General features: G+C 46.5%; 2 rRNA genes. Both read right to left on the reverse strand.

The annotated features are described in order from the left end of the window. Positions 1–41: 41 nt before the first annotated feature. Positions 42–150, reverse strand: a 5S ribosomal RNA gene (rrf, locus tag C8N26_RS00060). 100 nt (positions 151–250) lie between these two features. Next, positions 251–3,121, reverse strand: a 23S ribosomal RNA gene (locus tag C8N26_RS00065). Positions 3,122–3,261 lie beyond the last annotated feature (140 nt).

Raw genomic sequence — 3,261 nt, forward strand, 5'->3', positions numbered from 1 at the left:
CAAAAAAAAACCTCAATCTACTAAAAGATTGAGGTTTAAAAGAAAGGCAACGACCTACTCTCCCACCAGTGGCAGTACCATCGGCGCTAATGGGCTTAACTTCTCTGTTCGGAATGGTAAGAGGTGAGCCCCATTGCGATAATCACCTTAAATCGTTGCAGTATATTTCAACTGTATAAGTTAACATATTAGTAAAATCATATCATAAATTCATCAAAGAGTTTGCTCCCGGCCACTAGGACCGGGATACGTACATAAGCCTATGGGTTATTAGTACTACTCAGCTACATACATTACTGCACTTACACTTATAGCCTATCAACGTGGTGATCTTCCACGACCCTTTAAAGAAATCTCATCTTGTGGTGGGTTTCGCGCTTATATGCTTTCAGCGCTTATCCCTTCCCGACGTAGCTACTCTGCAGTGCCCCTGGCGAGACAACAGATACACTAGAGGTCAGTCCAACTCGGTCCTCTCGTACTAAAGTCAGATCCACTCAAATTTCTAACGCCCACAGCAGATAGAGACCGAACTGTCTCACGACGTTCTGAACCCAGCTCGCGTGCCACTTTAATGGGCGAACAGCCCAACCCTTGGGACCTTCTCCAGCCCCAGGATGTGACGAGCCGACATCGAGGTGCCAAACCCCCCCGTCGATGTGAGCTCTTGGGGGAGATCAGCCTGTTATCCCCGGAGTACCTTTTATCCTTTGAGCGATGGCCCTTCCATGCGGAACCACCGGATCACTATGCTCTACTTTCGTACCTGATCGACCTGTATGTCTCTCAGTCAAGCTCCCTTATGCCATTGCACTCTACGCACGGTTACCAAGCGTGCTGAGGGAACCTTTAGAAGCCTCCGTTACTCTTTTGGAGGCGACCACCCCAGTCAAACTACCCACCACGCACTGTTCTCATTGCTGAGTTAGGCTCTAGATAAGCAAAGGGTGGTATTTCAAGGATGACTCCACAACGCCTAGCGACGCTGCTTCAAAGTCTCCCACCTATCCTACACATTACTTATCCAAAGTCAATACGAAGCTATAGTAAAGGTTCACGGGGTCTTTTCGTCCCGCTGCGGGTAATCGGCATCTTCACCGATACTACAATTTCACCGAGCTCATGGCTGAGACAGTATCCAGATCGTTGCACCATTCGTGCAGGTCGGAACTTACCCGACAAGGAATTTCGCTACCTTAGGACCGTTATAGTTACGGCCGCCGTTTACTGGGGCTTCATTTGATTGCTTCGCCGAAGCTAACAACTCCACTTAACCTTCCAGCACCGGGCAGGTGTCAGGCCTTATACATCATCTTTCAATTTAGCAAAGCCCTGTGTTTTTGATAAACAGTCGCCTGGATCTTTTCACTGCGGCCAACATTGCTGTTGGCGACTCTTCTCCCGAAGTTACGAGTCTATTTTGCCTAGTTCCTTAGCCATGAATCTCTCGAGCACCTTAGAATTCTCATCCCAACTACCTGTGTCGGTTTACGGTACGGGTTCTTATAACCTGAAGCTTAGAGGTTTTTCTTGGAAGATTTTAGGCACACTATCCACGCATCCGAAGACTTGTGGTACTATCACACTTCAGCTAAACCGGCGGATTTGCCTACCAGTCTAATACCTAAATGTTTCAACGAACTATTCCGTCAGTTCGCGGTGCTTTCAGTACTCCGTCACCCCATCGCAGTTATAAGAAGTACAGGAATATTAACCTGTTGTCCATCGACTACTCCCTTCGGATTCGCCTTAGGTCCCGACTAACCCTCAGCTGATTAGCATCGCTGAGGAAACCTTAGTCTTTCGGTGAGGGGGTTTCTCGCCCCCTTTATCGTTACTTATGCCTACATTTTCTTTTCTATACGTTCCAGCATGCCTCACAGCACACCTTCAGCACATATAGAATGCTCCCCTACCACTTTAATAAGTCCATAGCTTCGGTAATATGTTTATGCCCGATTATTATCCATGCTCGACCGCTCGACTAGTGAGCTGTTACGCACTCTTTAAATGAATGGCTGCTTCCAAGCCAACATCCTAGCTGTCTGGGCAGTCAAACCTCGTTTTTTCAACTTAACATATATTTGGGGACCTTAGCTGATGGTCTGGGTTCTTTCCCTCTCGGACATGGACCTTAGCACCCATGCCCTCACTGCTGAGAAACATTTTATAGCATTCGGAGTTTGTCAGGAATTGGTAGGCGGTGAAGCCCCCGCATCCAATCAGTAGCTCTACCTCTATAAAACTTTGTCTCAACGCTGCACCTAAATGCATTTCGGGGAGTACGAGCTATTTCCGAGTTTGATTGGCCTTTCACCCCTACCCACAGGTCATCCAAAGACTTTTCAACGTCAACTGGTTCGGTCCTCCACTGTGTGTTACCACAGCTTCAACCTGCCCATGGGTAGATCACTCGGTTTCGCGTCTACTACTACTAACTAAAATCGCCCTATTCAGACTCGCTTTCGCTTCGGCTCCGATCCTTAAAATCTTAACCTTGCTAGTAACAGTAACTCGTAGGCTCATTATGCAAAAGGCACGCCGTCACACAGTAAATGTGCTTCGACCGCTTGTAGGCGTACGGTTTCAGGTTCTCTTTCACTCCCTTACTTAGGGTTCTTTTCACCTTTCCCTCACGGTACTAGTTCACTATCGGTCTTTCAGGAGTATTTAGCCTTACCGGATGGTCCCGGTGGATTCATACAGGATTACACGTGTCCCGCACTACTCAGGGTACTGCTATATCCTCTTCGATTACCTATACGAGACTATCACTCTCTATGGTTCGTCTTTCCAAACGATTCTAGTTCTCTAAGATTCTAATGTTGCAGCCCTACAACCCCAATATTGCCGTAACAACATTGGTTTGGGCTAATCCGCGTTCGCTCGCCACTACTAACGGAATCACTTTTGTTTTCTCTTCCTCTGGTTACTTAGATGTTTCAGTTCACCAGGTTTGCCCCCTTGCGGGTACTATGTCTTCAACATAGTGGGTTGCCCCATTCGGAAATTTACGGATCATAAAATATGTGCTTCTCCCCGTAACTTATCGCAGCTTATCGCGTCCTTCTTCGCCTCTGAAAGCCTAGGCATCCTCCATACGCCCTTATTTAGCTTATTGTACTTTTTGCTGTAGTATCTCTACTACAACGAGCTCTTTATAATTCTTGTTCTTATAAAAATATTTTGTTAGATATTATCTAACTCTCTATCTTGATTCTTTACGATATCATTTTACCAATATGTCAATGAACGTGTGGC

The organism is Tenacibaculum lutimaris (assembly GCF_003610735.1).
GTDB classification, from domain to species: Bacteria; Bacteroidota; Bacteroidia; order Flavobacteriales; family Flavobacteriaceae; genus Polaribacter; species Polaribacter lutimaris.